At 61.8% G+C, this 26,017-nt stretch carries 25 protein-coding genes and 2 pseudogenes; 11 read left to right on the top strand and 16 right to left on the bottom strand.

Going from position 1 to position 26,017, the window contains the following annotated elements; all coding sequences use genetic code 11:
• Positions 1-204: 204 nt before the first annotated feature.
• Positions 205-408 (top strand): annotated as a pseudogene (locus MST27_RS19140) (PDC sensor domain-containing protein); the annotation flags it as partial.
• Positions 409-486: 78 nt separating this feature from the next.
• On the opposite strand, the gene MST27_RS19135 reads toward MST27_RS19140, so the two are convergent.
• The 5 genes from MST27_RS19135 to MST27_RS19115 all read right to left on the bottom strand — a co-directional run bounded on the left by MST27_RS19135 (position 487) and on the right by MST27_RS19115 (position 6,604).
• Positions 487-1,950 carry a tyrosine-type recombinase/integrase gene (locus MST27_RS19135; protein WP_243607519.1) on the bottom strand — a complete coding sequence of 488 codons (1,464 nt, stop codon included), beginning with the start codon at positions 1,948-1,950 and terminating at the stop codon, positions 487-489.
• Complete coding sequence (locus MST27_RS19130) at positions 1,947-2,555, bottom strand: hypothetical protein (RefSeq protein WP_230724353.1); 609 nt, start codon at positions 2,553-2,555, stop codon at positions 1,947-1,949. Before MST27_RS19130 ends, MST27_RS19135 begins: the two co-directional genes overlap by 4 nt.
• A complete protein-coding gene (locus tag MST27_RS19125) occupies positions 2,556-2,873 on the bottom strand; it encodes a hypothetical protein (RefSeq protein WP_024161792.1) in 318 nt (105 codons plus the stop codon). It abuts the gene before it with no gap.
• Between the two features lie 175 nt (positions 2,874-3,048).
• Entirely contained in the window at positions 3,049-4,653 is a 1,605-nt protein-coding gene (locus tag MST27_RS19120) for an integrase (RefSeq protein WP_243607518.1), read from the bottom strand.
• Positions 4,643-6,604, bottom strand: a complete 1,962-nt coding sequence (locus MST27_RS19115; RefSeq protein WP_230724355.1) for a hypothetical protein — start codon at positions 6,602-6,604, stop codon at positions 4,643-4,645. Before MST27_RS19115 ends, MST27_RS19120 begins: the two co-directional genes overlap by 11 nt.
• A gap of 402 nt (positions 6,605-7,006) precedes the next feature.
• On the opposite strand from MST27_RS19115, the pseudogene hrpB reads away from it, so the two are divergent.
• A pseudogene (gene hrpB, locus MST27_RS19110) lies at positions 7,007-9,163 on the top strand (ATP-dependent helicase HrpB); the annotation flags it as partial.
• Between the two features lie 4 nt (positions 9,164-9,167).
• On the opposite strand, the gene MST27_RS19105 reads toward hrpB, so the two are convergent.
• Positions 9,168-9,914: a substrate-binding periplasmic protein gene (locus MST27_RS19105; RefSeq protein WP_338052459.1), complete on the bottom strand. Its 747-nt coding sequence runs from the start codon at positions 9,912-9,914 to the stop codon at positions 9,168-9,170.
• 61 nt (positions 9,915-9,975) lie between these two features.
• Positions 9,976-10,935 (bottom strand): endonuclease/exonuclease/phosphatase family protein, encoded by a 960-nt coding sequence (locus MST27_RS19100; protein WP_243607517.1) that lies wholly within the window; start codon positions 10,933-10,935, stop codon positions 9,976-9,978.
• A gap of 85 nt (positions 10,936-11,020) precedes the next feature.
• On the opposite strand from MST27_RS19100, the gene MST27_RS19095 reads away from it, so the two are divergent.
• The gene (locus MST27_RS19095) at positions 11,021-11,851 is read left to right on the top strand and encodes an SDR family oxidoreductase (RefSeq protein ID WP_243607516.1); all 831 of its coding nucleotides are present in this window, start codon (positions 11,021-11,023) and stop codon (positions 11,849-11,851) included.
• Positions 11,852-11,858: 7 nt separating this feature from the next.
• Here the strand turns inward: MST27_RS19095 and MST27_RS19090 are convergent, their stop codons facing one another.
• Positions 11,859-12,293 carry a VOC family protein gene (locus MST27_RS19090; RefSeq protein WP_243607515.1) on the bottom strand — a complete coding sequence of 145 codons (435 nt, stop codon included), beginning with the start codon at positions 12,291-12,293 and terminating at the stop codon, positions 11,859-11,861.
• Positions 12,294-12,359: 66 nt separating this feature from the next.
• On the bottom strand, positions 12,360-13,037 hold the full coding sequence (locus tag MST27_RS19085; RefSeq protein ID WP_243607514.1) for a YciC family protein: 678 nt from the start codon (positions 13,035-13,037) through the stop codon (positions 12,360-12,362).
• Positions 13,038-13,151: 114 nt separating this feature from the next.
• Here MST27_RS19085 and MST27_RS19080 point away from each other — a divergent pair, with 114 nt between their 5' ends.
• The 3 genes from MST27_RS19080 to adhP all read left to right on the top strand — a co-directional run bounded on the left by MST27_RS19080 (position 13,152) and on the right by adhP (position 16,216).
• The gene (locus MST27_RS19080) at positions 13,152-13,628 is read left to right on the top strand and encodes an NYN domain-containing protein (protein WP_243607513.1); all 477 of its coding nucleotides are present in this window, start codon (positions 13,152-13,154) and stop codon (positions 13,626-13,628) included.
• 118 nt (positions 13,629-13,746) lie between these two features.
• Entirely contained in the window at positions 13,747-15,072 is a 1,326-nt protein-coding gene (locus MST27_RS19075; RefSeq protein WP_243607512.1) for an RNA helicase RhlE1, read from the top strand.
• A gap of 115 nt (positions 15,073-15,187) precedes the next feature.
• On the top strand, positions 15,188-16,216 hold the full coding sequence (gene adhP, locus MST27_RS19070) for an alcohol dehydrogenase AdhP (protein ID WP_243607511.1): 1,029 nt from the start codon (positions 15,188-15,190) through the stop codon (positions 16,214-16,216).
• Between the two features lie 9 nt (positions 16,217-16,225).
• On the opposite strand, the gene MST27_RS19065 is transcribed toward adhP, so the two are convergent.
• Both MST27_RS19065 and MST27_RS19060 read right to left on the bottom strand, forming a co-directional pair.
• On the bottom strand, positions 16,226-17,455 hold the full coding sequence (locus MST27_RS19065; protein ID WP_243607510.1) for a TIGR03862 family flavoprotein: 1,230 nt from the start codon (positions 17,453-17,455) through the stop codon (positions 16,226-16,228).
• Between the two features lie 112 nt (positions 17,456-17,567).
• The gene (locus MST27_RS19060; RefSeq protein ID WP_243607509.1) at positions 17,568-18,488 is read right to left on the bottom strand and encodes a histone deacetylase family protein; all 921 of its coding nucleotides are present in this window, start codon (positions 18,486-18,488) and stop codon (positions 17,568-17,570) included.
• Between the two features lie 74 nt (positions 18,489-18,562).
• On the opposite strand from MST27_RS19060, the gene MST27_RS19055 reads away from it, so the two are divergent.
• From MST27_RS19055 to MST27_RS19045, 3 genes are all read left to right on the top strand, one after another.
• Positions 18,563-19,126 (top strand): GNAT family N-acetyltransferase, encoded by a 564-nt coding sequence (locus MST27_RS19055; protein WP_243607508.1) that lies wholly within the window; start codon positions 18,563-18,565, stop codon positions 19,124-19,126.
• A gap of 79 nt (positions 19,127-19,205) precedes the next feature.
• Positions 19,206-20,075, top strand: a complete 870-nt coding sequence (gene tesB, locus MST27_RS19050; protein ID WP_243607526.1) for an acyl-CoA thioesterase II — start codon at positions 19,206-19,208, stop codon at positions 20,073-20,075.
• Positions 20,072-20,665, top strand: coding sequence for an HAD family hydrolase (locus MST27_RS19045; RefSeq protein ID WP_338052458.1), 594 nt, complete (start codon positions 20,072-20,074; stop codon positions 20,663-20,665). Before tesB ends, MST27_RS19045 begins: the two co-directional genes overlap by 4 nt.
• A gap of 104 nt (positions 20,666-20,769) precedes the next feature.
• Here MST27_RS19045 and trxA read toward each other — a convergent pair whose 3' ends face one another.
• From trxA to MST27_RS19025, 4 genes are all read right to left on the bottom strand, one after another.
• The gene (gene trxA, locus MST27_RS19040; protein WP_243607507.1) at positions 20,770-21,639 is read right to left on the bottom strand and encodes a thioredoxin; all 870 of its coding nucleotides are present in this window, start codon (positions 21,637-21,639) and stop codon (positions 20,770-20,772) included.
• 87 nt (positions 21,640-21,726) lie between these two features.
• Positions 21,727-22,257: an RNA 2',3'-cyclic phosphodiesterase gene (gene thpR, locus MST27_RS19035; RefSeq protein ID WP_243607506.1), complete on the bottom strand. Its 531-nt coding sequence runs from the start codon at positions 22,255-22,257 to the stop codon at positions 21,727-21,729.
• A 35-nt stretch (positions 22,258-22,292) separates the two neighbouring features.
• Complete coding sequence (locus tag MST27_RS19030; RefSeq protein WP_243607524.1) at positions 22,293-22,952, bottom strand: class I SAM-dependent methyltransferase; 660 nt, start codon at positions 22,950-22,952, stop codon at positions 22,293-22,295.
• Positions 22,952-23,380 carry a YbaY family lipoprotein gene (locus MST27_RS19025; protein ID WP_243607505.1) on the bottom strand — a complete coding sequence of 143 codons (429 nt, stop codon included), beginning with the start codon at positions 23,378-23,380 and terminating at the stop codon, positions 22,952-22,954. Before MST27_RS19025 ends, MST27_RS19030 begins: the two co-directional genes overlap by 1 nt.
• A gap of 229 nt (positions 23,381-23,609) precedes the next feature.
• On the opposite strand from MST27_RS19025, the gene nrdR reads away from it, so the two are divergent.
• Both nrdR and ribD read left to right on the top strand, forming a co-directional pair.
• Positions 23,610-24,077: a transcriptional regulator NrdR gene (gene nrdR / locus MST27_RS19020; protein WP_243607504.1), complete on the top strand. Its 468-nt coding sequence runs from the start codon at positions 23,610-23,612 to the stop codon at positions 24,075-24,077.
• Positions 24,074-25,183, top strand: a complete 1,110-nt coding sequence (gene ribD, locus MST27_RS19015) for a bifunctional diaminohydroxyphosphoribosylaminopyrimidine deaminase/5-amino-6-(5-phosphoribosylamino)uracil reductase RibD (RefSeq protein ID WP_243607503.1) — start codon at positions 24,074-24,076, stop codon at positions 25,181-25,183. The genes nrdR and ribD overlap by 4 nt, the downstream gene beginning before the upstream one ends.
• Here ribD and MST27_RS19010 read toward each other — a convergent pair.
• Positions 25,079-25,957, bottom strand: a complete 879-nt coding sequence (locus MST27_RS19010) for a hypothetical protein (protein WP_243607502.1) — start codon at positions 25,955-25,957, stop codon at positions 25,079-25,081. The two genes, ribD and MST27_RS19010, sit on opposite strands and share 105 nt — an antisense overlap.
• Between the last annotated feature and the right edge of the window lie 60 nt (positions 25,958-26,017).

The raw sequence follows: 26,017 nt of genomic DNA, 5'->3' as shown, positions 1-26,017 counted from the left end.
GTGAACCGGAACCCAGTGTTGCCTCGAGAGCAACGCAGGTTGGCTCTCTGTTGAGTGTGCCAGTCAAACCGGCGTACTAGGGCCGTGCGAGTTTTACCGTATTGCCATTCGTAGAGTCGACGTGCCCGTTTTTTGCAGATTTCGGCCCTTTGTAAATGTGTGCTCCGGAACTTAAGCGACGGTTCACCCTTGACACCCTAGTGGAGGATCATAGATGTCGTGGACTTTGGCGGCATCGACCATGCATTCCTGGTTGATCACAACGGCCAAGTGATCTTCAGCCTTGACAAGGGTCAGGTGATGACGAACCTCAAGGACATCTATCCGGACAGAGCCCTACGGATTGAGTCGGGCATTCAGGATGCCACCTTGCACGGGCAGGAGCGGATTGTCTCTTTCGCCCCAGTGAACGACCGGTAAACGTCGTCGTCATTAGACACGCGCTTTATGGACGCTTCGGCAGTGAAGCGAGTTGTATCGCAACATTTAAAGGTGATTATGCCAATGCTCCCAGCTTTTGACTGACTCCGTATTCTCTTCCTCTTCCTTTGTCTCTTTCTTGAGATCTTCTTGCCGAAGTTGCTTTAGCTTCTCCAGTTCACGCACGTACTCGTCAACTGGCATACCATTTTTTAATGCGTTCAGAAGTAGCTCCTCGGCCTGGTCATATATACGGTTAGTCCTGATTATATGGGCAGATGAAACGATGTCTTCGTATCCATCAAGTTTGGCGAATGCAAGATGAATATACCGTTCTACCGAGAGGGGATCTTCGTGGCCAGTCCACAGCATGACGTCGTAAAGAAACTTTTTGCTATTAAGCAGGGCGCTTCTGAAGTCGTCCTTTTGCTTGAACTTGTGTCTTTTGATTAGGAGTACGAAAAGATTGGTGATGAAAGCATGGCGGAACATGTGTGCACAGACTTTTTCTTCGATGCCGGCGTGACTTCTAAGTTGAATCATTTCATTCGTAATACTGCAGGCACCGAGCGGCTTACCAGTCTTTTCTTGAACAAAGAGTCTGTCGTGATCCGTGCCCTTGAAGTTTCGAAGAGATATTCTGCGGGCAAACTGAATATATTTCTTAGCTTCGCTTAGTACCACTCTTGAAATCGGGATAAAACGCTCGGAATAGGTTCCACGTTTCAAGGTTCGCAGACGTAGCAATGGGAACGACATGTTCATGGCATTACGTATGTCCGAAACGGTAATTTCAATTATCTCGCTGCGTCGAGCGCCCGTATGCTCAAGCAAGGAAATCACCAGATTCCGTCGAAGTTGAAGGTGTCTCGATGGGTGGATTTTGTTTGCTGAATCTCGCAAAAGCTTTATATGTTCGCTCGGGATCGGATCGCGCGTGTGGTAGCGCGTTCCAGATACATGAAGAGAGTGGTGATGCAGATAACTCCGCTTTATCGTTCTTCCTGAGCGCGTTGTGATAGTAAATGTTTTCATTACGGCGCGGATGGTTCCATTCTCTGATACAAATGCATCGTCGCCATAAAGACGTCCTACGAATTGCAAAAAATCTAGACAGATCCTACCAATTGCTAGGAGTGTAGTTTCGGTGCGCCTATTTACAGTGGGATCGTTGACAGATCGCTCCTTTCTTAATTCGTCAATGAAGTCTGAGAACTGTTGGTCAGACAGTCCTATAAAGTCAGTTCGGTATCTGAAGCAGTAGCGAACTAGTGGGCTTATTTTGGATGCATACTCCCCAATGCTTCCGCCTTTACCGCCGTGCCTTGATAGGCCTTTTCCACCTCGGCCAGGGCGGTCACGTAGTGCGAGCATGTAGAGATTTGCGACGTTATTGGGCGTGCCATCAGGCCAACAGCAAAACGGCAGGCCAGAACCATCTTTTGTTATAGTACTTCCATGCGCATGGTAGCTAAAGAGTGTTAGCTCTTTAAGTGGTTTAAATAGTTGTTGGCGAAGGTGGTTTGTCACTTGCGATACTCCTCCAGTCGCGTAACTCGCCCGTCTCCGGAAGAAGGGGAGGGGGGGGGTGGCTGTTCTGGAGGGAGGCTCAGTAGAGCAGTAAGTGCCTGAACGGCATCGCTTGCCCGCTTTTCAAGTAGAGCGGGATCTAGATTGCTACGTATATTTCTTAACTCGTTAATTGCCAGGCTTAATCCCTGGAGGAGGACCATGTTGGCGCAGCGCTGCTTATCAAGTCTCTCCTCTAGTTCAGTTACTAGTCGCGAAAGTCCGGACTTAGTGCGTTTTGTTGAAGTGGCCTCTTTGCTGCTATTGACCTTTTCAATGGCCCTCAATGCCGCTAGGCGGAGGGTATCAAGTTCCTTAAATCCTCCCTTGAACTGTAAGTTGGCGTGAGATTTTAAAGTGTTGATGCTCATTGGGGATTTTGACTTTATAGCCCCTGAGTCCTCGAAATTGAATTCGAGCTTGGCTAGCGCTCCTTGGCTTCTGAGAGCCTTTAGAATGTTCTCGTTTTTGGAAAAATAGTCAGGATTACGGTAGATTAGCCTTAAAAGTTCACTGGTTATTAATGTGGAGCTAGCATGTGGCTCTAGGTCGGAGATTTTTTTCATTTAGTCTGTGCTCTGAATTTTTACTACCACGCGCATATGTTGGCCGGTTTCGTCTGTGAAAAACTCTGGCTCAATCTGGACTTTCCCTGTCTTTATCATGTCGGTGATTGCGTCTTCAAGTTCAGCAGTGTCTACTAGAGCAAAATTATCTGTGTTGTAACGAATTTTTAGTATTTCGGCTAGATCTTCGTAAGCAGTGATATCGCCATTATGCAAGCTTTCTGCTATGAACTGAGCCTTAGCGCTACGCAAAACTGCACCATCAGTGGACTCAGTAATGTAATTCCAAACATGCTGCATGTCGGTGTGCCCGAGCATCCACTGCAGTGTCTCCAGTCCTCCAAAACTGCTCGAGTGGAAGAATACCATGGAGAAAAAGCGTCGAAGTTGATGTTGTCGGATATAGTACCTTTCTCCTTTTGAATTTAGTGGTAGTTCGAAATAATCGCACAACAAGTCTAGGTTTCTATTGTAGGCATACATTGTTTGCTGACTAAGCCCGGCATTTCCGAGGAGTCCGGGGGGGGGCAAAGAGGCTAGTCATTTCAGTTATGAATCCGCTTTTTAAAAGTCTCTGCTGCATGGAAATTAAGTTTTTAATCATTTTTACGGCAATGGGTTCGATTGGGCGTGCTTGGCGTTGTCTTATGCCGAACAGGTTGGATGTGCTTTTTCTATTTAAGAAGATCAACCATCTTTCGCTTTTATCTAGGCAGTCTGTCGAGTGCAAATCGAGCATTTCTCCTATTCGGCGAGCCATGATTGTTCCAACTACCATCTGGACACATCCAATATAGATGCGTAAGCACTCAATCAGTCCCACATTATTTCTGAGTTCTATGAAGTAATTTGACTGCTTTCTCAGTGCGCCGTGCCTAATAGACACCGTTTGACATACAAGCCCAAGCTTCCTAATTCCCATGTCGATAAGCTCAGGGGGCATAATGTCTTGTAACTCTCCATTGGTAAGTTGCGTAGGGGCAATTCCATTGAGGTTGCAATGCTCTGCCATGCGGCAGAAACCTTCTATTAGAAGTTCTCCATACTTGAAATGGTACTCGATTGATTTTCTGAAGGCGTCTCTCACTATTGGGTACGGCAGCGTCCGAAACCGAGCAGCTTCAGAGAGTGATGGTTCATAATCAAGTATCTGCTTCAGCTCTGATACTTCGGGAGCTGGAAGCCCAATTTCATGAAGAATTCCAAGGTTGTATGTTAAAAATCTGTAGGCGCGAAATGGACCGGATGTCATTGCTTCATGGTCACCTGTCCTGACCGATGAACCGGGATACTCTCTCGATATTATTTCTCTCTCATTATCAGTATAGAATTCTAATGAGCTTAATGTTTTTAGTTTTAGATGCCCGCCTTTCAGTGTGTTGGCATAAAGCGATTTCGCTAGCTGCAAGGTGTTAGGGGCGCGGACTCCAGCAGTTGATCTTTTTTTATAATATCCATGCAAATGCAAGGCAGCTCTTGCATAAGGTATTAAATCAAAAGGTATTTCCAGGTGATGCTCATCTAGTTGTTCGTCAGTCACAATGCGCATTCGTGGATATTGATCTAGAATGCTATCGAGTTCGATAGAACTGGAAGTGTTTATTAAGCTTAAACAAAATTTGCTGATAGTCTTGGTCCACTCGTAAACCGACTCTTCCGAACCGTTGGCGCTTGAGAAGACGTCTAGCATTCTCTTCATGTGATGGCTGTTGATTCCAGCCAATCCGAATCTGGATAGCTGATATTCTTTTGCATTCAGAAGAATGTAATCGGCAACGTGAATGGCCCTGTTAAACATCGTCATCTGTGCGGCTAGTGAACCTAATTCGATCGCCGATCCTCGAACAGAACGTGTAGATGTTGTTAAAAAATACTTTAGCCCGTCTAGTGATGGCTTGTTTTTTTGGGCAAGCAGAGAAGTTTCGTCGTCTAATGTAATGTCCCAGTTGATCGTGTTGGGGGTCGCAAAATTGAAATCATATTTCCATATGTGCAAGTCGAAATCACTCAGCAACCAACTTGATTTTTTGTATTCTGTCCTAGGGTCGGTGTAGAACGCTTTTAGGAAGTCTAGCTCTGCTGGTAATTCAACATTCATATATCAACTTCTCCATTCTGCGGGGGTTACACCTCTGCTCGGCGACATAAAGGTGGTCTTTCAGTAGTGCGTCATTATCCCTTCTGATCTCGGCAACAACGGCCTTCGTTAGATCTGCCCAGTATCGTGCTACTCCTGTCACTTCTTCGGGTCGTTCCGCTGTAGCCACTGCTTTCTCTAATGATACGAGGGCGGTCATTATCCCTGGATCCACTGAGATGTAGACCTCTGAGTACTGATTCGCTGAATAGGGTTCAGTTGTTTGAGTGTTCTCCGGGTTGACCAGGTGGTCAGGGATGTCTTTTAGTGCATGGTTCTTAAGAAATAGGTTTAACTCTTCCATTGTCTCGAAGTCTGCGGCCTCTATGAGGAAGCTGCTATCTTTCATCGCGTCACAGATTAAGCCGCGCTGAAAAATTCTTATCCAGCGGGCTTGGAAGAAGGCTAGTATTGACTCCGGCAGGTAGTGAGAAAGTTGCAGGCAGTCGTGGTTTGCGTGGCCGAGCGCTTTGGACATGGCTTCGACGCTTTGGGTTTTTAAATATACCTCTACCCCACATGAGGCTCGAAGACTAGAAAGGGTGACTCGAGATAAGAAATTTTTTAGTTCAGTACCCCTCAAGGAAGTATGATTTGAAAATTGTTGTGCAAGTCGTTCAAAAATCCGTGTGTGTTTATCGAATAGCGCTTTGTTCCAAGTCGGAATTACAGCGCTCCGCGGGTGACCGAAACCCTTCCCGCAGGTCAGGAATAACTCCTTCCATCGGCTGTCGCCAATTCCCTTGAGATATTTTCTTAACGGTGCTGTGATCTTTATTACTTCGAAGATTCGCTTTGTTGAGTTCGCGTTTAGTTGTATTTTCTGCTCGCTTAGCTTTCCACCTCTTCTATCCTTGAAGCCGACCAACTGATACCCGGTGTCGGTTTTCACAAAGCCGGATCTTCTACCTTTGTCGTCATACAAACGAAAATTCTTAAGGAAAGATTCTGTGATCTCATTGTGCTCTGCTACCAGTAAGCATTGGTAGGGATAAAGAGTGCCAGCAGCCGGAAGTCCAAGTATATTTGCGACATCAGCAGATAATATGGTGTATCCGTATTGGTGTTCGAAGTCCATGCGCGAGGATGGAAAGCCGTTGCTTTGAAAAATCGCGCAAATTGATTCGTGATCGTAACTCCGACGCTGCCAGCCTTTTCGAGGTTTGATTTCCGAGGAGTTTATCCGTGTGGTTGCGAGTATACGAAGTTGGACTCTCGAGTAAAGTTCATTGGCTTGTTCTGTTGCCCAGGATTTTACGGTTTCGATGTCTTTGTGGATACTTTTGAATAATATTTCTATTGCCTCGTTATCAGTTATTTCGAGAGGGACTCTAGTGATAAGTTTTTCATGGATTTCCACCCCCTCATCAGACACGGACACTCTTGTTTGCGCTCTGTGTTGTTTGGGGCGGATGGGCCGTGGTAGTCCATCCCCAAAAGGGGTTGCCCAAACTCCTGATTGTATAAAGGCCTCTTCGCAGTTCGATATGAACCTGTTCCACGTTTTTATCTGGGTTGGTATATTTAGATTTTCTCTATATGCGGTTAAGAAGTGCTCCTTCATGAAGTGCAAAAAGAATGATTTTATATTTTCTGGGTTTTGGAAGGTTGTAGTTGGCCACTCCAAAGAGTTCTTCGATAAATGGCTGGCCAGCTTGTTGCACAATGTGATGTTGCATCTTGCTTGCTTGGCCGAAAAAGTCTTCCATGTCCGGTAGTACTCTTCTGTAAACTCAGGGCCATGGGAGTGCCATAGTTCTCCCAGCGCGAGAAAACTTGGTACTCCTTTTAGGGAGTCGACTTGCCATCCGTTCCAATAGCGCAAGGCCAATGGGTTCAATTTTTTCTGCTGGGAATCCCAGAGTTCTTTCCCTTCTTCGAGGTCGGCCATCAAATAGTCGAAATTGGGCATGCCTGGAATTTCGTCGCGCAGACTTGTAAGTGTTTCTACGAAACGTCGAGCCCAGCGAATCCGAACAGGCTCTTTGCTATCGGCCAAAGTTCTTGATCGCAATGCACCGACAAAACCGATGATGATCGGCTCGCAGCTTCGACTCGACAGATGGACGTAGGAGAGTTCTGCCTCGATGAGTTGGAGGTAGCACTCGAGCAGCTTCAGCGGAACGTTAATCAACTCCGACGACGCGTGGGTTTGAAAGGCCTTGGCTAGGGGCTCCGAAATTTTTCGGAATGGATAGTTGGGTAAGAACAGGGTGCTGCTGATGATTGTCAACGAATTCTTGTCCTTGCTTTGGGGTGGAAGATCCCGTATTTGCTGGGTTTAGGTATCTAATGATAAATCCATGCGAATGGCAAAATGCGTGAGCGCAGTCTGGATGCCGACCTGGCCCTGGCGCTGACGCTCAATGCGCGTCAGCTGCTACGCGACGAGCCGCTCAAGCTGCTCTTGATGTCGGCGACCCTGGAAGGCCAGCGCCTGTCGGCATTGCTCGGCGAGGCGCCAGTGGTGCGCAGCGAGGGGCGCATGCATCCGGTGGCCGAGCGCTGGGGCCGGCCGTTCCAGACGGGCGAACGCCTCGAGCCGCGGGTGGTACAGACCGTCCTGCAGGCGCTCGACGAGCAGCCCGGTAGCCTGCTGGTATTTCTTCCGGGCCAGGCCGAGATCCGCCGCGTCAACGACGACCTGGCCGAGCCGCTGGCGGCGCGCGGCGTGAGGCTTTGCCCGCTGCATGGCGAGCTGGACCTCAATGCCCAGCGCGCGGCCATCGAACCGGCACCGGCCGGCCAACGCAAGGTGGTGCTGGCGACCAATATCGCCGAGACCAGTCTGACCATCGAAGGCGTGCGGGTCGTGGTCGATTCTGGGCTGGCGCGGGTGCCGCGCTTCGACCCGGGCAGCGGCATGACCCGCCTGGAAACCCGACGCATCTCACGCGCCTCGGCGACCCAGCGCGCCGGGCGCGCGGGGCGGCTGAAGCCGGGCGTCTGCTACCGGCTCTGGTCGGAGGATCAGCATGCGCAACTGGCGGCCTATGGCGAGGCGGAGATTCTCCAGGCGGACTTGGCCGGCGTCGCGCTGCAGCTGGCGCGTTGGGGGGTGGAACCGCACGAGCTGGCCTGGCTGGATGCCCCGCCGACGGCTGCCTACGCCCAGGCGCAGGATTTGCTGCAGCGTCTCGGAGCGCTTGTTCGCACTGCGCGAGGCGCTTGGCAGCTGACGGCGCACGGCCAGGCCATGGCCCAATTGCCGGCGCACCCGCGTATTGCGCATCTGTTGCTGCGTGGGCAGGCGCTTGGGCTTGCGCCGCTGGCGGCGGACCTGGCTTCGCTGTTGGTCGAACGGGACATTCAACCTGCTGGCCAGCGGGGCGATGGTGCGGACATCTCCACGCGGCTGGGCCTGCTCGACGGCAGCGCCGGGCGGCATGCCGGTGCCCAGCGCGTGCGCCAGCTGGCGCGGCAGTTCCGCAATCTGCTGCGCGGTTCCTCGCCCGCCGCGCCGCCGGATGCCGATGATCATCGCTGGCATGGCGCGTTGCTGGCCTTCGCCTATCCCGACCGAATCGCCCGCCAGCGCCGCGAGGCGGGTGGCGAGTACCGGCTGGCCAATGGGCGTGCGGCCGTATTCGGTGAGCCGGATGCACTGATGAAGCAGCCTTGGCTGGTGATCGCCGAGTTGGGAAGTCGCCAGGGACAACGCGAAGCGCGCATCTACCGCGCCGCGGCGCTGGATTCCACATTGTTCGACGGGGTGCTGGCCGAGCAGGTGAGTCAGCGCGACGAGCTGGAGTGGGACGAGCGCGAGGGCGTCTTGCGAGCCGAGCGGCAACGGCGGGTCGGCGAGCTGGTGCTCAGCCGCGAGCCGTTACCCGGGCTGGATGACGACGCGCGGGGCCAGGCGCTGCTCTCCCTGGTCCGCCGCAAGGGGCTCGAACTGCTGGCCTGGACGCCGGAGCTGCGCCAGTGGCAGGCGCGCATCGGCCTGCTGCGTCAGCTCGATCTGGATGCGGGCCGCACCAGCGACTGGCCGGACGTCAGCGATGCCGCGCTGCTGGTACGTCTCGAGGACTGGCTGCTGCCCTACCTGGGCAAGGTCACGCGGCTGGCGCACTTCGCCCAGCTCGATCTCGCCGCGATGCTTGCCACGCTGCTGCCCTGGCCGCTGCCGCAGCGCCTGGGCGAGCAGGCACCAGTGGCCATCACGGTGCCGTCCGGCTCACGCATTCGCCTGGACTACAGCGAGCAACCACCGGTCCTGGCGGTGCGCCTGCAGGAATTGTTCGGCCTCGCCGACACGCCGCGCATCGCCGGCGGCCGGCAGGTCGTCAAGCTGCACCTGCTGTCGCCGGCGCGCCGTCCGGTGCAGGTCACCCAGGACCTGGCGAGCTTCTGGGCCAATACCTATGCCGAGGTGAAGAAGGATCTGAAGGGGCGCTATCCCAAGCACTACTGGCCCGACGACCCGCTGGTCGCCGAACCCACTGCCCGGGCCAAGCCGCGGGGGACCTGAGCCGTCATTCGCCCGGCAGGCTGGTGTCCACGCCGGCGGCGACGAGTTCGGCATAGGCGCGGTCAAGCGCTTGAAGCACTGCCTCGGTATCCGGCACACGGCGCGAGGCGATGAAGCGGATCGGCACGTGATGCAGCCGCTGATAGGGCAGTGGGGCCATTCGCAACTGCTGCTGCGCCTGATTGACCGGGACCTGGTAATCCAGCAGGAAATCTGCGCGGCGGTGCGTCAGCATCTGCAAGGCCGAGGTGTGGCTGCTGGTGCGGTGCAGCCGAATGTTTAGCGCGGGGTCGTGCAGCAGGCGGTTCACGCCTGGCCAGTAGTTGTAGCCGTTGATGACGATCACCCCGCGCCCGGCGAGCCCCTGCGGCAAGGTGGGCGGCGGCGTGTCGGCCCGGTGGTAGAGGTTCAGGCTGATATGCGTCAGCGTCGCTTCGCCCTCGAGGGTATCGGCAGCCAGTTCGGGCTTGCCCGGCGCGCCCGGCCAGACGTCGATGCTGCCGTCCCGCAGGCCGGCATAGAGGCGCGCGCTCGGCAGCGCGCGAAAGCTCGCGGCGTAGCCGGCCCGTTCGATCACCGCGCGCGTCAGGTCGACGAGTGGGCCCCGCGCCTGGCCGGCGGTGTCGCTGTAGATCGCCGGGGGAAAGTCGTAGTAGCCGACGGTCAATGAGCGCTTGGGCTCGACCGCGGCCATCGCGAGACCTGGGCCGACCAGCAGGGCAGCCAGCAAAATCCGGAACGAGGCATTCAAGGGAAATCACGGCTCCTTGTGGTGTGCTCCAGCCAAGCATGGTCGGCGTCCAGCGAGCTGTCTAGCCGCCTGCGGGCAGGAGCAGGCGGACCACCAGCGGCGCATGCGGCGAAACCCCGCTGGCCTGCGGTGGCTGCAACGCATCGAGGCGTTTGATATCGACGCTGTGAATGATGCGAGTGCGCAGCGGTGACGCACCGGGCGATAGCACGCGCGAGGGGTCTTCCGGCGAGGGCGCGGTCAGATCCGGGATCTCGGCGATTGGCGCATGGCCCGGCGCCGGAGGGCGTCGCCAGCTGGCGAAATCGCCCCCGAGCAGCAATGTTCGGCCCTCCGCCAGCCATCCACCGACCCAGCGCTGGACCTGATCGCCCTGGCGTTGAGCCTGCTCGTCGGTGCCGTCGTCCAGCAGCAGATTGCCCAGCGTGATCGCGCCCCCACGGCGAAACGGCAGCTCGACCCGCTGCAACGCGTGCTGTTCGCCGAAGGCGCTCGGCTTGGCAAGCGGCAATTGCAGCCGCTCGCCATGCTCCAGGCGGTAGCGGCTGAGAATGGCCAGCCGAGTGCCGGCGCTGGCGAAGATGTCGGGGTAGGGCAGCCAGCGTGCCTGGCGGTAGAAGGCGCTGCTGCTGCAGGGGTAGCGGTTGCCTAGGCTGGCCTGCAGTGCGGCCAACTGATCGGCCCCGCCGGTTCGGCTGTCGCCATCATCCACCGCCTGCAGCAGAAGGATGTCGGGTTCCTGCTCGAGGATGGTCGCGACGACTGCGCGCAGGTTGCGTTCGAGGCGCTCAGGCTCGACCCGCTCGCCGGTTGGCGTCGGGCCGGCGAGATGGCCGATGTTCCAGCTCATGACCTTCAGCGCCTGGCCGGCGAGCACGGCCGGCGCGCGGCCGGTGCAGGCGGTGGGCGCGGCTTCGTGCGCGGCAGGGCGCCAGGCCAGCAGCCAGGGCGCCGCCGCGAGCATCAGCAGCAGAAGCAGGCTGCTGGCGAGGCTGAGAACGATCACACGGCGGCGAGTCATGGGCGGCTGGCTATGCTGTAGCAGGGGAGCCCCCAATCCTAGCAGGCACGGGTGGCAAGGAGGCAGTCGACGACGGGAGCGCTCGATGCGACGCAAGGTATTCGCCAGCAAGGTATTCGATCGCAAGGTCGTGCTGATCACCGGTGGCTGCGCGGGCATCGGCCGGGCGCTGGCCGAGCGGATGGCCCAGGCCGGGGCGCGCTTGGCCATTTTCGACCTCGACCAGCAGGCGCTCGACGGTCTCGTTCAGCACCTGCGCGACCACCACAACGTCGAGGCGCTGGGGCTGCGCTGCGACGTATCGGACCGCTCGGCGGTGCAACGGGCCATGGCGCTGGTCATCGAGCACTTCGGCGGCCTCGACGTGCTGGTCAATAACGCCGGCATCACCCATCGCAGTCGGGTCATGGAGACGCTGCCGGCGGTGTTCGAGCGGGTGATGGCGGTGAACTTCTACGGCGCGCTGCATTGCACCCAGGCGGCGCTGCCGAGCCTGCAGACCCGGCGCGGTCAGATCATCGTGCTCAGCTCGCGCTCGCAATACGCCCCGGTGCCCGAGCGCGGCGCCTACAACGCCAGCAAGCACGCCCTGCACGGCTTGTTCGATACGCTGCGCTGCGAGCTGGAGGGGAGCGGCGTTCACATCATGCTGGCCTGTCCGGGCTATACCGAGACGGATCTGCGCAAGCGAGTGCTGGGCGGTGACGGCTCCAGCATCGCGCAGCCGGTCCCGGTGATCGGCCGCGCGGCCTCGCCGCAGGACGTGGCCGAAGCCATCTACCAGGGCGCATTGAAGCGTCGCCGCTTGCTGGTGCTTTCCAGTCCCGACTGGCGAGCGCGATTGGCGGCGCGGCTCTTTCCGCGGCTCTTCGATCAGCTGATGCGAGCGCGACTGGCCGCTGGCCCAGCGCGATGAGGCCGAGCTAGCGGTTCGCCTCGGCGCCGTAGAGCGACTGCACGAGGTCCATGTCCCAGTAGGCGGCCTCGATCTTGTGACCGTCCAGGTCCCGGACGAAGCAGCCGTAGTAGGGCTCACCGTAGTCTTCGCGCGGGCCGGGCGCCCCTTCGTCCGTTGCCCCGGCCGCCAGCGCGGCGCGGTGGAAGGCATCGACACCCGCCTTGTCCGCGGCGAAGAAGCCGACGTGGGTGCCGTTGCCGACATTGGCCGGCCGCCCGTCGATGGGTGTCTGCAGCCAGAACTCCGGGTACTCGCGGCCCCAGGCGACGGCGCCGGGATGCGCCAGGATGCGTTTGCAGCCCAGCGCCGCGAGGACCTGATCGTAGAAACGGCAGGCTTCGTCGAAGCGGTTGGTGCCGAGGGAAACGTGGGACAGGATGCTGGGGTTCTCCGTGCTCATGGCAGTGTCCTCCGGGTGGGATCGACTCAGCCTAGCTCGGCGGGCCGCCATGCGCCTGGGCCGACGCTAGCGTTCGTCGGCCGCTGCGGCGGGCCCGCTGCAGAGCATGTAGCAGCGAAACAGCACGACGGTCGCAAGCAGCTGCAGCAGGCCAAGTCCGCTGTCGACCAGCACCGCCAGCGCGCCGGGCGGGGTGTCGCCGTGCCAGAGGCTGGCCGCTAGTCCGGCCTCGAGCAGCCACACCGGCAGCAGGACGATCAGCGTGCAGCCGAGCACCAGCAGGAAGCGACCACGGGTCAGCACGAAGCTCTCCTTCAGCGCCGCCAGCGGCGTCATCCCACGCAGCACCAGCAGGTATTCGGCGAACGCCATGCGCACCATGATCCAGATACCCGGCAGCACGAACAGCGAGGCGCCGAGCATGATCAGCAGCGTCGAAAGGCCCGCCAGCACGGCCAACGCTGGCCACAGTCGCAGCGCCCTGGCAAGCACCTCGCGTACCGTCGGGTCGAAACCTCGGCTGCGGGCGTCGAGATAGAGAATCAACGCGCCGACATAGAAGGGGTAGAAGACCAGCCCGACCAGCAACTCCTGCGCCGGCATCGCGCCTTTGCCCAGCAGCTGGTCGACGATCAGGCGTGTCCCGCTTTCCAGCAGGATCCATGGCAGGCAGAGGCGGATGATCGCCGCCAGGTTGCGGCTGTAGAAAAAACAGGCGTCACGGAAGATCGACAGGACGTTCATGGGCGGTCGGGATGGCTGCGAAATCAGGCGCGCACTTTAGCCCAACCGACAATCGCCGGCGACAGCCGAGGCGTCGCCCCCCATACTGGTCGGCCCTTCATTCCGGAGCGACGCGTGAAGAAGATCGCCCTGTTCGCCGATGTGCAGAATCTCTACTACACGGTGCGCCAGGTTCATGGCTGCCACTTCAACTATGCCGCGCTCTGGGCCGAGCTGAGCGCGCGCGGGGAGATCGTGATCGCCCAGGCCTATGCCATCGACCGCGGCGACGCCCGGCAGCAGCAGTTCCAGCAGATCCTGCGCAACCTGGGCTTCACGGTGAAGCTCAAGCCCTACATCCAGCGCAGCGACGGATCGGCCAAGGGCGACTGGGATGTGGGCATCGCCATCGACGTGCTGGATGCCGTCGGCCAGGTCGACGAGATCGTCCTGGCTTCCGGCGACGGTGACTTCGACCTGCTGCTTGAGCGCGTGCGCGCGGGCGGTGTCGAGGCCACTGCCTACGGCGCGCCCGGCCTGACGGCCCATTCGCTGATCCGTGCCGCAACGCGCTACGTGCCGATCGAGGGTCGGTTGCTGCTCAGATCCTGATGCCGACCGCCGCGGCGAATGCGGGCGCCCGACGCCGCAGGACGCGGTGGTGCCGCCAACCTCCCACCGCTTTTGCGCGTAAACTGCGCGCCTTGTTTTCATCCTCTGGTTGCTGCTCATGACCTTCGCCTCCCTGGGCCTGATCGATCCGTTGCTGCGCACGCTCGAGGCGCTCGACTACCGCAAACCGACGCCTGTCCAGGCAAAGGCCATCCCGGCCGTGCTCAAGGGCCGCGACCTCATGGCCGCGGCGCAGACGGGCACCGGCAAGACGGCGGGCTTTGCCCTGCCCATGCTGCAACGCCTGCTGCAAGAGGGGCCGCCGGTCGGCAGCAACGCGACGCGTGCGCTGGTGCTGGTACCCACCCGCGAGTTGGCCGAACAGGTCCACGAGAGCTTTCGCACCTATGGGCAAGGACTGCCGCTGCGCACCTACGCGGTCTACGGCGGCGTCAGCCTCAACCCGCAGATGATGGCGCTGCGCAAGGGCGTCGATGTGCTCGTCGCCACGCCCGGCCGTTTGCTCGACCTGTACCGGCAGAACGCCGTGAAGTTCGGGCAGCTGCAGGCGCTGGTGCTGGACGAGGCTGACCGCATGCTTGACCTCGGTTTTTCTCAGGAGCTCGACGAGCTGTTCGCCGCGCTGCCGAAGCGCCGACAGACGTTGCTGTTCTCGGCGACCTTCTCCGATCCCATCCGGCAGATGGCGCGCGAGCTGCTGCGCGACCCGCTGTCGATCGAGGTCAGCCCGCGCAACACGGCCGCGAAAACGGTCCGGCAATGGCTGGTGCCGGTGGACAAGAAACGCAAGTCCGAACTCTTCCTGCATCTGTTGGCGGAGAAGCGCTGGGGCCAGGTGCTGGTGTTCGTCAAGACGCGCAAGGGTGTCGACCAACTGGTCGAGGAGCTGCAGACCGAGGGGATTGCCAGCGATGCGATCCACGGCGACAAGCCCCAGGCCTCGCGCCTGCGGGCGCTGGAGCGCTTCAAGGCCGGCGAGGTGCAGGTTCTCGTCGCGACCGACGTGGCGGCGCGCGGGCTGGACATCCACGACTTGCCGCAGGTGGTCAACTTCGACCTGCCGATCGTTGCCGAGGATTACGTGCATCGCATCGGCCGTACCGGACGTGCCGGGGCCAGTGGTGAGGCGGTTTCCCTGGTGGCGGCGGACGAGGTCGATCAGTTGGCGGCCATCGAGACGCTGATCGGCCAGGTGCTGCCCCGTCATGACGAGCCTGGTTTCGTGCCTGATCACCGCGTGCCTGCCACCCAGCCTGGTGGGCAGATCGTCAAGAAGCCGAAGAAACCCAAGAAGCCCAAGGAAGCGGCGGGCAAGGGTCGGATTCACCTGGGTAACTGGTTCGATGAGAACGAAAAGCCCAACGCCAAACCGATCCGCAAGGTGCCGAGCCTGGGCGGCAGCAAGCCGGCCAGGAAGCGCTGAGCCCGGTTCGATCTGCCGACCAGCGGTCGTCAAACGTGCGGTGATACTGATCTGGGTCTAGGTGTGCCCGGTTCTGCCTGCAGCAGACTGGGCTTCCCACGGACTTCTTGGAGCTATGCCCATGACCCAGACCATGAAAGCGGCGGTGGTTCACGCCTTCGGCGAACCGCTGCGCCTCGAGGAAGTGAAGGTGCCGATGCCCGGCCCCGGCCAGATTCTGGTGAAGATCGCCGCGTCGGGTGTCTGCCACACCGACCTGCATGCCGCCGAGGGCGATTGGCCGGTGAAACCGGCGTTGCCGTTCATTCCCGGCCATGAAGGCGTCGGTCACGTCGCCGCGGTCGGTGCCGGGGTGACGCGGGTGAAGGAGGGCGACCGCGTCGGCGTGCCCTGGCTCTATACCGCCTGTGGTTGCTGCGAGCACTGCCTGACCGGCTGGGAAACCCTCTGCGAGAGCCAGCAGAACACCGGTTATTCGGTCAACGGCGGCTACGCGGAATACGTGCTGGCCGATCCGAACTACGTCGGCATCCTGCCGAAGAACGTCGAGTTTGCCGACATCGCGCCCATCCTCTGCGCGGGCGTCACGGTCTACAAAGGGCTGAAGGTGACCAATGCGCGGCCCGGCCAATGGGTGGTGATCTCCGGCATCGGCGGGCTGGGCCATGTGGCGGTGCAGTACGCCAAGGCGATGGGTCTGCACGTGGTGGCGGTCGACGTGGACGATGCCAAACTGGAGCTGGCCAAGCGGCTGGGCGCGAACCTGACCATCAACGCGCGCAGCGAGGACCCGGTCCAGGTGGTCCAGCGCGATATCGGCGGGGCGCACGGCGTGCTGGTCACGGCGGTGTCCAACAGCGCCTTCGGCCAGGCGATCGGCATGGCGCGACGGCACGGTACGGTGGCGCTGGTGGGGTTGCCGCCGGGCGATTTCCCGACGCCGATCTTCGACGTGGTGCTCAAGGCCATCAGCATCACCGGCTCCATCGTCGGCACCCGCGCCGATCTTCAGGAAGCGCTGGACTTCGCCGCCGAGGGCCAGGTTCGCGCCACCATCCATACCAGCAGTCTGGACAACATCAACCAGATATTCGACGACATGCGCAACGGCCGTATCGAAGGCCGTATCGTGATGACGATGTAGCGCGCCGGGTCAGCGGCCGAGCCAGCGCAGCATGCCTTGCGCCGCGGCTCGTCCGCTGGCGAAGCAGGCGGTCAACAGATAGCCGCCGGTCGGCGCTTCCCAGTCGAGCATTTCACCGGCGCAGAACACGCCGGGGAGCTGGCGCAGCATCAGGCCGTCGTCGAGCGCTTCGAAGGGCAGCCCGCCGGCGCTGCTGATGGCTTCATCGAGCGGGCGTGGGTGTCGCAGGGTGATGGGCAGCGCCTTGATGATCTGCGCCAGGCGTTGCGGATCGTTAAAGGCGTCCGCCGCGGCGAGTTCGCGCAAGAGGCCGGCCTTCACCCCGTCCAGCCCGAGCTGCCGCTTGAGGTGCTTGGCCATGCTCTGCGAGCCGCGGGGCCTGGCCAGGGCGCGGGTGATCTTTTCCAGCGAATGATCCGGTAGCAGGTCGAGCAGAATCAGGGCGCAGCCGTCGCGCTCGATCCGCTCGCGGATATCGGCGGACAGTGCATACACCAGGCTGCCCTCGATCCCGGTGGCGGTGACGACGAACTCGCCCTTGCGCGGCTCGCCTTCCGGCAGCCTGAGACTGACGGTTTTCAGCGGCGCGCCGGCGAAACGCTCCTTGAGGTGCGGGCTCCAGCCGGCCACATCGAACCCGCAATTGGCCGGACGCAGGGCGCGCACCTGGACACCTCGCGCCTCGAGCAGTGGCACCCAGGCGCCATCGGAGCCCAGCCGCGCCCAACTGCCACCGCCGAGGGCGAGCAGCACGGCGTCGGCCATGATGTGGCGCTCATCGTCAGGGCCTTGCAGGCGCAGGCTGCCATCGGCGTTCCAGCCCAACCAGCGATGCCGCGTGTGGAGCTGCACGCCCGCCTCGCGCAGGCGGCGCAACCAGGCGCGCAAGAGCGGCGCGGCCTTCATGTCGGTCGGAAACACGCGGCCGGAACTGCCGACGAAGGTGTCGATGCCCAGCTCATGGATCCAGCGGCGCAGTTGCGTTGCGTCGAAGGCTTCGAGCAGCGGGCGAAGTGCCGAGGCCCGCTCGCGGTAGCGCGCGACGAAAGGCTCGAACGCCTCGGAATGGGTGATGTTCATGCCGCCAACCCCGGCCAGCAGGAACTTGCGACCGACCGAGGGCATGGCGTCGTAGAGATCGACCGTAACGCCGGCCTGGCTCAACACGTCAGCGGCCATCAGGCCGGCAGGGCCACCGCCGATGATGGCGATGCGGGGCGGTACGGGAGTCGGAAGCATGGGTCAGGTCTGGCGGTGCGGGGCCGGCATTGTAGCGAATGCCGCTCGCGGACATCGATTGGCGGGCAAGCCGGCGCTGGGTTGCCAGGCTGGCCCGGTCAAGGCAGGGCCCTCAACGCAGGCCGTGACGCTCCCAGGCCGCAGCCGCGGCGAGGTGTAGCTGGGCGTGGCGGCGGGCCAGCACGGCGCGGTCCTTGTCGTAACCGCCGCCGATCACGCCGACCACCGGGATGTCGCGACCCAGACAATGCTCGATCACCGCGCTGTCGCGTCGCGCCAGGCCCGCGTCGGTCAGTTCGAGCAGGCCGAGGGCGTCATCGCGGTGCACGTCGACACCGGCGTCGTAGATGACCAGGTCCGGCTGGTACAGCGGCAGCAGGTAGCCGAGGGTGTCATCCACGACCTTCAGATAATCGTCGTCGCCCAGCCCGGGGGCGAGGCCGATGTCCCAGTCGCTGCGGGCTTTGCGCACCGGAAAATTCTTCTCGCAGTGCAGCGAGACGGTGACGGCATCGGCTACGTCCTCGAGTATCCGCGCGGTGCCGTCGCCCTGATGCACGTCGCAATCGAAGATCAGCACGCGGCCGACGCGTCCGCTCTCGAGCAGCGACAGGGCGATGATCGCCAGGTCATTGAAGATGCAGAAGCCCGAGGCATGGTCGTAGTGAGCATGGTGCGTGCCGCCGGCGAGGTGGCAGGCCAGGCCGTGCTGCAGGGCAAGGTCCGCCGCCAGCAGCGAGCCGCCGACTGCGCGCACGGTGCGCTGCGCCAGCGCCGGGCTCCAGGGCAGGCCGAGCCGGCGCAGCTCCTCGCGGTTCATGTCGCCGCTGCAATAGCGTTCGACGTACCGGCGGTCATGTGCCAGTGAGAGCCTGTTCGGATCGCATAGCTCGGGGCGCAACAAGGCCTCGTCCGTGGTCAAACCGCTGGCGACCAGGTGATCGCGCAGCAGCCGGAACTTCTCCATCGGGAATCGATGCCCCGGCGGTAGCGGCGGGCTGTAGTCGTCGTGGAACACCAGAGGTAGCGGCATCGGTCGACCGGCGATAAGGACCAGTCGGCAGTATGCCGGCAGCGCCGCCGGGGCCTCAACAGACAGGGACAACCATGCAGCCGATAGAACTGGAAACGCCGCGCCTGCGCTTGCGCGGCTGGCACGACCGCGATCTCGACCCGCTCGCCGAGATGTGTGCCGACCCACGGGTGATGCGCTATTTCCCCGCCACCCTTTCCCGCGATGAATGCGCCGCCGCAATGGCGCGGTGCCGCGTCCATTTCATCCGCCATGGGTTCGGCTTCTGGGTGGTGGAGCATAAGGACGCGGCGCGCTTCATCGGCCTGGCCGGCCTGGCCTGGAGTCGCCTGGACCTGCCGTTCTGCCCCGCCGTGGAAATCGGCTGGCGGCTGGTGGCGGACCAGTGGGGCCAGGGGCTGGCGTACGAGGCGGCGCAAGCGGCGCTGGCCTTCGCCTTCGAACAACGGCAGCTGGACGAAGTGGTGAGCTACACCTCACCGCTCAACGAGCGATCCTGGCGGCTGATGGGCAGGCTCGGTATGCAGGCCGACGAGGCGGCGAGCTTCGATCATCCACGTCTGCCCGAGGGTCACCCGCTGCGCCGCCACCTGCTCTACCGCATGAGCCGCGACCAATGGAACGATCGGCGACGATGAGCGCAATCAGTGGAGCGAATCCGGCGCAATGCGTAACATTGCCCGCTTGCCCCGTGCCCGCCTGAAGGATGCCGAAAACATGACCGACACGCTCGATACCCTGGTCAATCTGCTATCGCTCGAACGCATCGAGGAGAACCTCTTCCGTGGCGCCAGCCAGGACCTGGGCTTCCCCCAGTTGTTCGGCGGTCAGGTGGTCGGTCAGGCGCTGTCCGCGGCCAGCCAGACCGTGGTGCCCGAACGCCACGTGCACTCCATGCACGGTTACTTCCTGCGTCCTGGCGACTCCCATCAGCCGGTGGTCTATGACGTGGATCGCGTGCGCGACGGCGGCAGCTTCACCACTCGCCGGGTCAGCGCGATCCAGAAGGGGCAGACGATCTTCACCTGCATCGCTTCCTTCCAGGCCGACGAGACCGGGTATGAACATCAGATACAGATGCCCGAGGTGGAGGGCCCGGAAAACCTGCTCAGCGAGTGGGAGCTGCTGCACAAGCTGACGCCGCTGGTGCCACCGCGCGTCGCCGAGAAGCTGCGGCGGCCCAAGCCCATCGAGATCCGACCGGTCACGCTGCAGGATCCGATCAATCCCCAGCCGATCGAGCCGATCCGACACCTCTGGTTCCGCGCCGATGGCACGCTGCCGGACAATCCCGCGCTGCACAAATACCTGATGGCCTACGCGTCGGACTTCAGCTTCATCGGCACCGCGCTGCAGCCGCACGGCGTGAGTTCCTGGAGCAAGTTCATCCAGCTCGCGAGCCTCGATCATTCGCTGTGGTTCCATCGCGAAGTGCGTGCCGACGAGTGGCTGCTCTACAGCATCGACAGCCCCTGGGCCGGTAACGCGCGCGGGTTCGCCCGCGGCAATATCTTCAACCGCGCCGGGCAGCTGGTCGCCTCGGTCGCCCAGGAAGGCCTGATCCGCGTGCGCGAGGATTGGAAGTGAAACAACTGGCGGACGCCCGGCACTGGGTCTTCGACATGGACGGCACCCTGACCCTTGCCGTGCATGATTTCCCGGCGATCAAGCGGGCGCTCGACATTCCTCAGGACGATGACATCCTGCACCACCTCGCGGCGCTGCCGGACGAGGAGGCGGCGCGAAAGCGCGCCTGGTTGCTCGAGCACGAGCGGGAGCTGGCCTATGCCGCGCGCCCCGCACCTGGCGCTCGCGAGCTGCTTTACCACCTGCGCGATCGCGGTTGCCGGCTCGGCGTGCTGACGCGCAATGCGCACGAGCTCGCGCTGGTGACTCTCGAGGCGGTGGGGATGGGTGAATGCTTCGAATCGGCCGATATCCTGGGGCGCGACGAGGCGCCGCCCAAGCCGCATCCGGGAGGCCTGCTGAACCTGGCCGAGCGCTGGGGCGTCGAGCCGCAGGCAATGGTGATGGTCGGAGATTTCCGCTTCGATCTCGAATGCGCGAAGGCCGCCGGTGCCCGTGGCGTGCTGGTCAACCTGACGGAAAATCCCTGGCCCGAGTTGACCGACCTGCATGCGCTCGACTGCGGGGAACTGCGGCGGTTGCTGGGCTGAACGCTGCGGCCCTAAGCCAGATTACGCCTTCGGCTAATCCGGCTTAGGGCCCACGATTCATGGGGCGGAATGACCGCAGGCGTTTCCGTCGCGGCCCCGCAGGATCAATACAACGCCTGGTACAGCTTGCGGCGATAGGTCGTGACCAGGGGATGGTCGTTGCCCAGTACGTCGAACACCTGAAGCAGCGTCTTGTGCGGCAGACCGTCCGCGTAACCACGGTTGCGTATGAACAGCCTCAGCAAACCGTCCAGAGCCGCTTCGTATTGCTGGCGCGCGAGCTGCTGCACTGCCAGCTGGTAGGCCGCCTCGTCGTCTTCGGGGTTTTGCGCCAGGCGGCTCTTGAGCTCGGCGACTTCCGGCAGGTCGTTGGCCTGACGCAGGAAGGTCAGCTGCGCCCGCGCACCCGCCAGGGCCTGCTTGTGTTCGTCGCCTTTGACCGCGTCCAGTACGGTTTCGGCTTCGCCCAACTCGCCACGCTCGGCCAGGCACCGGGCATAAAGGATCAGCGCCGGCGCGTTCTCGTTGTCCTCGGCCAGGGCCTGCTTGAGCAGGCCTTCCGCTTCGCCGATACGACCCTCCGCGAATAGCGCCTGGGCCGTGTCCAGCAGATCGGCTTGTGGTGCGGCGGGTGCCTGGACGTGCGGCTGCAGCATGGCGCGGATGGCCGACTCCGGTTGCGCGCCGGCGAAGCCGTCCAGCGGCTGGCCGTCCTTGAACAGCACCACCGTCGGCAGGCTGCGTACGCCGAAGCGGGCAACGACTTCCTGCTCGATGTCGCAGTTGACCTTCGCCAGCAGCAGCTCGCCGCCATATTCCTCGGTGATCTTCGCCAGCAGTGGCATCAGCGCCTTGCACGGCGCGCACCACTCGGCCCAGAAATCCACCAGCACGGGTTTGTGAAAGGAGTTTTCCAGCACCAGCTGTTCGAAGTTGGCGCTGGTGACGTCGAAGATGTAGGGAGTCTGGCTCATCGGCACTCTCGAAGTGGGCGCATGCGAAGTTAGGCGTGCATGGTAAGTGGGGATGACCCGTAGCGGAAGCAAGGGCGGGGCCGAGGCTCAGCCTCGCGGCGCGGTCAGCGGCCAGCTCGACAGTTCACGGTATTGCACGCCGTGGCCGACGTTCTCCGAGAGGTAGAGCCCGAAGCGCTCGACTCGCCATTCGAATACCGGTGGCCTGGGCTGCGGCCCGGGCGCTGTCTCGCGCGACAGCGTCACGTGCGGCAGGAAGGGGCGTGAATCGAGCGCGACGCCATGGGCACAGAGCTTCGCATGCAGCTGACCGACCAGATGGCTCAATGGCGGTGGCACCTGGCTCGGGACCAGGCAGGCGAAGCCGTGACCGATGGTGTGCAGTTCATCCAGGCGCAGCACGAAGGCATCGGTGTGCAGCGGGCGAGCCAGTTGGACGAGTGCGTCGAGCGTATGGGCCGGCTGGCTGCCGAGAAACGCCAGGGTCAGGTGCAGGTTGGCCTCGGGCACGGGGCGCCCCGCCAACCCCTGGGCGTCTCGCCAGCGGCAGATCGAGCCGGCCAGGGGCGGCGGGCAGGGCAGGGCGAAAAACAGGCGCAGGGGCTTGTCGGTATTCATGGTCACATCGGCTCCAGCTCGCGGCGCAGCTCGCCTCAGCGCGGGTTCCGCGCCGCGTGATAAAGGCTGACCCGGCGAAACTCCGCAGGCTCGGCCAGGTCCGGCCATGTGCAGGCGTCCAGGACGGCCAGCCGCGCATACCGGGGATGGTGGAAGTCGCGCACCCGCGAATCCGCCACCAGCACCTCCTGGCCGCGACCGAGAAACTGGTCGAGGAGGGGCAGGTTGGCCCGGTCATAGAGCACGTCGGCAACGAGGATCAGGTCGTAGCGGTCGGCCTCGGCGAAGAAGTCTTCGCTATAGCCTAGTTGCACCCCGTTGAGTTCGGCGTTGGCCCGACAGGAGGCCAGCGCGATCGGGTCAATGTCACAGGCGACCACTTCGGCAGCGCCTGCCCGTGCGGCGGCGATGGCCGCGATCCCCGATCCGGCGCCGAAGTCCAGCACGCGTTTGCCGCGCACCCACTGTGGACGCTCATCGAGCCAGCGAGCCAGCACCAGCCCGCTGGCCCAGCAGAAGGACCAGTAGGGTGGTCCCTCCAGGATTCGCCGGGTTTCTTCGGGGCTGAAGGCGCGCGTCATGTTGTCCGGGTCGATGAGCCAGAGGCGGATATCCGTGCCGGGAAGCGGCGTGGCGGTGAGTCTCGCGTCTCCCAGCAATCCGGACAGCTCGGCTTGCAGCCCCGCCGGCGGCATCACGGCGCAGGGACCAGCCGCAGCGGACCCAGCGATTGGCTGGCTGCGCTGGTAACCGGCACGGCCGGCAATCGCATGATCAACTGGCCAGAGCGCGTCACCCGGCCTCGCAGCTCGACGGGCTGATTCTTCGGGAATTTGTCGGCGTTGAACTTGAGGATGAACGGCAATTCGGTGCCGCGTCCCTTGAGGCGGACGTTGCTGAGCAGGCGGTCCGGTTCATCGCGGCGGTTGACTTCCAGGAGCGCCAGCTCGACTTCGCTGTCGGCCGGAACACCGATAAGGCTGCCATGCAGTTCATGCAGCGGCGTGGTGGCCAGCGGTGGTTCCTCGAAGGTGACCGGTGCCGTCGGGCGCTGGGTTTCCTGGCTCGAGCAGGCGGCAAGGAGCATCAGCAGGGCGGACAAAGCAAAGGGGCGTAACGGCACGGACGGCCTCCTCAAAGATGCAGGGAATCAGGCCCTGTGGAAACTGCTGCGCTCGATCATGCGGCGTCAAGAAAACAGGCTCGGTTGCAAGCCGAGTCCTTGCCTGACCTTCGCTCGCGAGGTGTCCACGCGACCTGCAATGGGCGCCTGTATAGCAGCAAGTCCGCCGATTTGTCTTGCCGGAGGGATGCGCTACCATGGCTGTCCCCATGTCTGACAGCTCTAGACCATGCATTGTCCCTTCTGTGGTGCACATGACACCAAGGTCATCGATTCGCGCCTCGTGGCCGAGGGCGACCAGGTGCGCCGCCGCCGTGAATGCCTCGCCTGCGGTGAGCGTTTCACCACCTTCGAAACCGCCGAACTAGTCATGCCCCGGCTGATCAAGCAGGACGGCAGCCGTCAGCCATTCGACGAAGAAAAGCTGCGCGCCGGCATGCAGCGGGCACTGGAGAAACGTCCGGTGAGCGTCGAGCGGCTGGAAGAGGCCATCGCGCATATCAAGCACAAGCTGCGCGCGACCGGTGAGCGCGAGATCAAGTCCCGCGTGCTCGGCGAGCTGGTGATGGCCGAGCTGCAGAAGCTCGATGAAGTCGCCTATATCCGCTTCGCCTCGGTCTACCGTCGTTTCCAGGATCTCAACGAGTTCCGCGAGGAAATCGAGCGGCTCTCGCGCGAGCCCGTCAAGAGCGAATGAACAGCAACGATCACGCCTGGATGGCCCGTGCGCTGCAACTGGCGCGCAAGGGCCTGTACACGACCCATCCAAACCCACGCGTCGGCTGCGTCATCGTCAAGGATGATGTGCTGATTGGTGAAGGCTGGCACCTGCGCGCCGGTGAGCCGCATGCGGAAGTGCACGCCCTGCGCCAGGCCGGCGAGGCGGCCCGCGGCGCGACCGCCTACGTCACCCTCGAGCCCTGCAGTCACCACGGACGCACGCCGCCTTGCGCCGAAGCGTTGGTCAAGGCAGGGGTCGGTCGTGTCGTGGCCGCCATGCAGGACCCCAACCCGCAGGTCGCGGGGCGTGGTCTGGCGCGCTTGCGCAGCGTTGGTATCGAAGTCAGCAGCGGTGTGCTGGAAAACGAGGCGCGGGCACTGAACGCCGGTTTCATCAAGCGGATGGAAACGGGGCTGCCTCATGTGCGCGCCAAGTTGGCGATGAGCCTCGACGGCCGGACGGCCATGGCCAGTGGTGAGAGCCAGTGGATCACCGGGTCGGCCGCGAGGGCCGAGGTGCAGCGCCTGCGCGCGCAGGCCAGCGTGGTGCTCACCGGGGCCGATACGGTGCTGATGGATCATGCCCGGCTGACCGTACGCGCCGCGGAGCTTGGCTTGGATGACGAGCTGACCCAGCTGGCGCTGCAGCGACCCCCGGTGCGCGTGCTGGTCGATGGCCGGCTGCGCGTTCCCCTGGACGCACCGTTTTTCCAGGCGGGTCCGGCCCTGGTCGCCAGCCTTGGCAACGAGCCGGCCGCCCGCTATCAGGCAGGCGGTCATGAATTGCTGGCCCTGCCTACGCCAGAAGGGCGTGTCGATCTGCCGGGCCTGCTGCGTGAATTGGCCGGCCGCGGCGTCAACGAGGTGCTGCTCGAAGCCGGGCCACGACTGGCTGGTGCGTTCGCCGCGCAGGGCCTGATCGATGAATACCTGCTGTTCGTCGCGGCGAAATTTCTCGGTTCCTCGGCGCGTCCCTTGCTAGACCTGCCGCTCGAGCGCATGCGCGAGGCCCGCGAGTTGCGGATCGTCGATATCCGCGCCGTGGGCGATGACTGGAAGATCACCGCCGTCCCGCAAGGCTGACTCGGTCGCTTCTGGAATGGGCTGCGGCCCAGTGGGGCGCAGCCCGTTGTGATCCAGTTTGGCCTTGCGCTTGTTGGCGCCCAGCAGCAGTCGCGCCAGCAGACTGTCGTGGTGCGGGTTGCCGAAATGAAACAGGGCTGTCGCGCGCAGTAGCTTCGGGTCGCATACGTCGTTGGCGTGCAAGCTGCGGTAGCCCGAGAACAGGTAGAGGTTGCCTGGCACCAGCTTCAGGCGAATGGGCTTCAACCAGCCACGGCGCACAGCGAACGCAACGAGCTTCTGGCTGAGTGTGTTATGCAGCACGGCCTTCTCGATCACGTTACGCAACGCATTGAAGCGAATTCCGCGCAGGTTCGGGAAAAGGATCAGGTCCCCGCAGTGCTTGCCTTCGGTCGGAATGTGCAGGGGCAATAGTGCTGTCACTACCGTGGCATCGAAGTGGTAGAAGTGTGATTGCTTCAGCCCGGTCCGGCCCTGCAGGCAACGAATGACCGGGAAGATCTGCTCGGTCGGCGCTGGATCTCGTCCGGCCTGAATGCGATACAGGTCCCTCATCATCTCCTTGAAGGGCGAGGAGAGGGCCAGCGCTGCGATGATGGTGCCGCCCAGCGCTTCGATGCCGTGAATGGCGAAGTACTCGCCAGCATGCGCGACAACCTGCTGCTCGATGAAGCTGCGGCCCTGCTGGAGCACCTCGGGCGCAATATATCGTTCGAGAACGGCGTAGCCGTTCTGGTCGATCTCGGCTGCGTACCGGGCAGCCTCCGTTTGCATAGCCGTAACCCCTGACATACCCATCCCTCGTGGCGTCTATTTAGGGTCGGAGCGTTCTTC

The sequence above is a fragment of the Stutzerimonas marianensis genome, assembly GCF_022810315.1.
GTDB lineage: Bacteria > Pseudomonadota > Gammaproteobacteria > Pseudomonadales > Pseudomonadaceae > Stutzerimonas > Stutzerimonas marianensis.
This window is presented reverse-complemented; position numbering and strand designations above follow the sequence as displayed.

Bases quoted from the DNA above. Each gene is read 5' to 3' on its own strand.
- MST27_RS19130 (WP_230724353.1), bottom strand. From the start codon at position 2,555: ATGAAAAAAATCTCCGACCTAGAGCCACATGCTAGCTCCACATTAATA.
- MST27_RS19125 (WP_024161792.1), bottom strand. From the start codon at position 2,873: ATGCTCGGGCACACCGACATGCAGCATGTTTGGAATTACATTACTGAG.
- MST27_RS19120 (WP_243607518.1), bottom strand. From the start codon at position 4,653: ATGAATGTTGAATTACCAGCAGAGCTAGACTTCCTAAAAGCGTTCTAC.
- MST27_RS19115 (WP_230724355.1), bottom strand. From the start codon at position 6,604: ATGCCCAATTTCGACTATTTGATGGCCGACCTCGAAGAAGGGAAAGAA.
- MST27_RS19100 (WP_243607517.1), bottom strand. From the start codon at position 10,935: ATGACTCGCCGCCGTGTGATCGTTCTCAGCCTCGCCAGCAGCCTGCTT.
- MST27_RS19095 (WP_243607516.1), top strand. From the start codon at position 11,021: ATGCGACGCAAGGTATTCGCCAGCAAGGTATTCGATCGCAAGGTCGTG.
- MST27_RS19090 (WP_243607515.1), bottom strand. From the start codon at position 12,293: ATGAGCACGGAGAACCCCAGCATCCTGTCCCACGTTTCCCTCGGCACC.
- MST27_RS19085 (WP_243607514.1), bottom strand. From the start codon at position 13,037: ATGAACGTCCTGTCGATCTTCCGTGACGCCTGTTTTTTCTACAGCCGC.
- MST27_RS19075 (WP_243607512.1), top strand. From the start codon at position 13,747: ATGACCTTCGCCTCCCTGGGCCTGATCGATCCGTTGCTGCGCACGCTC.
- adhP (WP_243607511.1), top strand. From the start codon at position 15,188: ATGCCCATGACCCAGACCATGAAAGCGGCGGTGGTTCACGCCTTCGGC.
- MST27_RS19065 (WP_243607510.1), bottom strand. From the start codon at position 17,455: ATGCTTCCGACTCCCGTACCGCCCCGCATCGCCATCATCGGCGGTGGC.
- MST27_RS19060 (WP_243607509.1), bottom strand. From the start codon at position 18,488: ATGCCGCTACCTCTGGTGTTCCACGACGACTACAGCCCGCCGCTACCG.
- MST27_RS19055 (WP_243607508.1), top strand. From the start codon at position 18,563: ATGCAGCCGATAGAACTGGAAACGCCGCGCCTGCGCTTGCGCGGCTGG.
- tesB (WP_243607526.1), top strand. From the start codon at position 19,206: ATGACCGACACGCTCGATACCCTGGTCAATCTGCTATCGCTCGAACGC.
- trxA (WP_243607507.1), bottom strand. From the start codon at position 21,639: ATGAGCCAGACTCCCTACATCTTCGACGTCACCAGCGCCAACTTCGAA.
- thpR (WP_243607506.1), bottom strand. From the start codon at position 22,257: ATGAATACCGACAAGCCCCTGCGCCTGTTTTTCGCCCTGCCCTGCCCG.
- MST27_RS19030 (WP_243607524.1), bottom strand. From the start codon at position 22,952: ATGCCGCCGGCGGGGCTGCAAGCCGAGCTGTCCGGATTGCTGGGAGAC.
- nrdR (WP_243607504.1), top strand. From the start codon at position 23,610: ATGCATTGTCCCTTCTGTGGTGCACATGACACCAAGGTCATCGATTCG.
- ribD (WP_243607503.1), top strand. From the start codon at position 24,074: ATGAACAGCAACGATCACGCCTGGATGGCCCGTGCGCTGCAACTGGCG.
- MST27_RS19010 (WP_243607502.1), bottom strand. From the start codon at position 25,957: ATGCAAACGGAGGCTGCCCGGTACGCAGCCGAGATCGACCAGAACGGC.